General features: G+C 80.2%; 2 protein-coding genes. Both read right to left on the reverse strand.

Annotation, left to right across the window (positions count from 1 at the left end):
- On the reverse strand, window positions 1–1289 hold a 1289-nt coding region (locus ABD317_RS35260; RefSeq protein ID WP_344295796.1), incomplete at its 3' end, for a hypothetical protein.
- A gap of 56 nt (window positions 1290–1345) precedes the next feature.
- On the reverse strand, window positions 1346–3061 hold a 1716-nt coding region (locus ABD317_RS35265), incomplete at its 5' end, for an FtsX-like permease family protein (RefSeq protein ID WP_344295798.1).

Consider the following 3061-nt stretch of genomic DNA (forward strand, 5'->3'; position numbering starts at 1 on the left):
GCCCCGACGTGGCCCGCCGCCAGCCCCGCGCCCGCCACGGGCGCGTAGTGCGCGGCGCGGGTGAGCGCGACGCCGAACGCGGCGGCGCCGCGGGCGCGGTGCTGCCGGTGGTGGCCGAGCCGCCACCGCACCGCGAGCCGGGCGGTGACGAAGGCGGCGGCCAGGCCGACGCCGACGACGGAGGCGAGCGCGAAGGAGACGACGAGGGCGGCCTCGTCCCACGCGGCGTCGAAGTCGCGGACGAGCGGCTGGACCTCGTCGGTGCGGGCCGGGCGCTCGGCGGGGTGGGAGCCGTAGATGCAGGCGGTGCCGGCGCTGAAGCAGAAGTTGTCGGCGCTGGCGGTGTCGTATGCGGCCAGGGCGCGGATCAGCGTGGCGCGGCCGTCGTCGCCGGTGAAGCGGGCGGCGGCCGCGGCGCGCTCGTCGCGCTCGTCGGCGGCGTCGCCCAGCTGCAGGCGGAGCCGCCACTCGACGGTGATCGTCGGCAGCCCGCGGTCCAGGAGCGCGTCGAGCGCGCCGGGGGCGATCAGCGCCTGCGCCTCGGCCGGCCCGCGGCCGGCAGGGAGCGGGACGGCCAGGAGGGGGTGGGCGCGCCAGAGCCGGCCGCGGGGGCCGCCGGGGTCGGGGCGGAGGAAGCCGGTGACGACGACGGGCGTGTCGAGCTGGGAGTGGTACGGAGTCAGGTGCAGCCGCGCGCCGAGGCGGAGGCCGAGCGCGTCGCGGGTGCGGGTGGAGACGGCGATCTCCACGGGACCGTCCGGGCCGGTGTGGCGGGGCGGGCGGCCGGCGGCGTAGCCGGCGGGGCCGGGCGCCTCGCCGGTGTGGAGCAGGGACAGGGCGGCGTCCCCGCGGGGGGCGTCGAGGGTGGCGGCGGGGACGAGGACGTGGTGCACGGGCTCGTCGAGAAGGCCGTCGAGCGGGGCGGGCACGGCGTTGGTCAGGTCCTGCTCGGCCCACGTCAGGTCGTCGGCGACGCTGCTCCGCTCCTCCCCCGGCAGCCCGGTGACCGGCTGCCCGAACGAAACGGTGCGGGTGAGCAGCGGCCGGGCGTCCTGCTCGGCCGCGATCCGGTCCACGAGCGCCCGGCCGGCCGCCCGGTCGAGCAGCGGGGGCGCGGCGGTCGCGACGGCGGCGAGCAGCGCGACGAGCGCGCCGAGGCAGCCGAAGGCGGGCAGGTCGGCGCGCGCCTCACGCCAGCCGCGGGGGCCGCGGGCGGTGCGGGCGGTGCGGGCGGGAGCGGCCGTACCGGCCGCACCGGATGCCGTCTTCGTACGGACCGGGCCGAGCACCGGCTCCGTACGCGCCGCACGCCCCCGGCGCCACCACCGCCCGCTCGCCCGCCCCCTCACTCGTCCCCCGCCCTCAGCACCCGCGCCAGGTCCGTCCGCGCCAGCGCCCGCGCCGTCACCGTGACCGCCAGGCAGATCAGCAGCGTCACCGCCGCCGCCACCGCCGCCACCCGCGCCCACGGCACCGCCGCCGCCAACTCCGGGTGCACCGCGCCCCCGGTCTCGGTGACCGTGACCGCCGGCACCACCGCCGCGGCCAGCGCCACGCCCGTCGCCGTGCCCACGGCGGCGGCGAACGCCGCGAGGCACAGCTGCTCCGTCCACAGCAGCGCCGTCAGCTGCCGCGCCCGCACCCCCAGCGCCCGCAGCAGCGCGAACTCCCGGGCCCGGGAGCGTACGGCCAGCGCGCTGTGCAGCGCGAAGCCGACGACGGCCGCCACCGGCGCCAGCATCAGGCACAGCGCCAGCGCCCCGTCCGTGCCCTCGCGCAGCGGCGACGCCGCCAGCTCCGCCCGCTCCCCCGGCACGTCGCGCGCCGTGCCCAGCTCCGGCCGCCGCTCGACGGCCGTACGCGCGGCAGCCGCCTCCTCGGCGGCACCGCCGCGGGCCGCCAGCCACCAGTGGCTCTCCACCGGCGGGTCGAGCCCGGCCCGTACCAGGTACGCGGCCAGCACCCGGGTGTCCACGAGCAGCCGCCCCCGCTCCGGGTCGGTGCCGGGGACGGCGGCGACGCGGCCGACGACCTGCGCGCGCAGCTCCGTACCGCCCGGCAGGTCGGCCCGCAGGGCCTCGCCCACCTCCGCCTGGCCCGCGTCGAGCAGCGCGTCGGTGGCGAGCACGGGCACGGGCCGCGGCGTGTCCTGGCCGGCCGGGCCCAGCTGGAGCTGCCAGCTCAGCAGCTTCGGAGGCTGCGACGTGTCCGGGCCGCGCAGCACGCCGTCGAAGAGCGCGCCGGGGCTGTCGCGGGTGTCACAGAGGACGAACCCGGTGGCGACCCGCGGCGGCAAGCCCCGCGTCGGCTCCGGCGTGCGGCCCGGGCAGCCGGCGAGGCCGCGGTCGGGGCGCTCGCCGCCGATGAGGTCCCGCCAGCGGACGCCGTCCGGGGCGGCGGCGAAGTCGTCGATCCTCAGCCGGTACGTGCGCTGCTCGGTCTCCTCCTCGGTGTGCAGCTGGAGCCCGGTGAGCCGCAGCGGGTGCTGGTACGCGCCCAGCGGGAGGCTCATCCGGTGCGCCCGGCCGTCGGCGGGCGGCAGGGTGCCGGAGACGGTGTGCGCGAGGCCGTCGGCGTCCTCCAGGGTGACGAGGAGCGTGAACGGCTCGGCGGTGCCGGGGCCGTCGGCGTCGAGTCGTACGCGCATGCCGAGGGTGTCGGGGCGGCCGGGCAGCGGCAGCCCGTGGGCCGGCGCCGGGTGGGTGCCGCCGAGCGCGGCGAGCGCGTCGTGGGGCAGGCCGGCCCCGTCCCGTACGGCGGGCACGGGGCCCGCGGCGGCGTCCGTACGGAGCGTCGGCAGCACCTCCGCGGAGTCCAGCGCCGTCAGCCCCGCGAACGACGTGCCGACGGTGACGTCCCAGTCCACCACCGGCGTCACCGCCTCGACGCCGGGCAGCCGCGCGTAGCGCGTGTGGCGCTCCGCGCGCGGCGCGAAGCCCGCGCCCTCCGGCCCGGCCCCACCGCGCAGATCCGCGCCGGCCGCGCAGGCGGCCTGGTCGCGGTCGCCGCGGTCGAGCATCGCGAGGGCGGTGGCGCCCAGCGCGGCGATGGCCAGCGCGAG

The organism is Streptomyces synnematoformans (genome assembly GCF_039531005.1).
Taxonomy (GTDB): Bacteria; Actinomycetota; Actinomycetes; order Streptomycetales; family Streptomycetaceae; genus Streptomyces; species Streptomyces synnematoformans.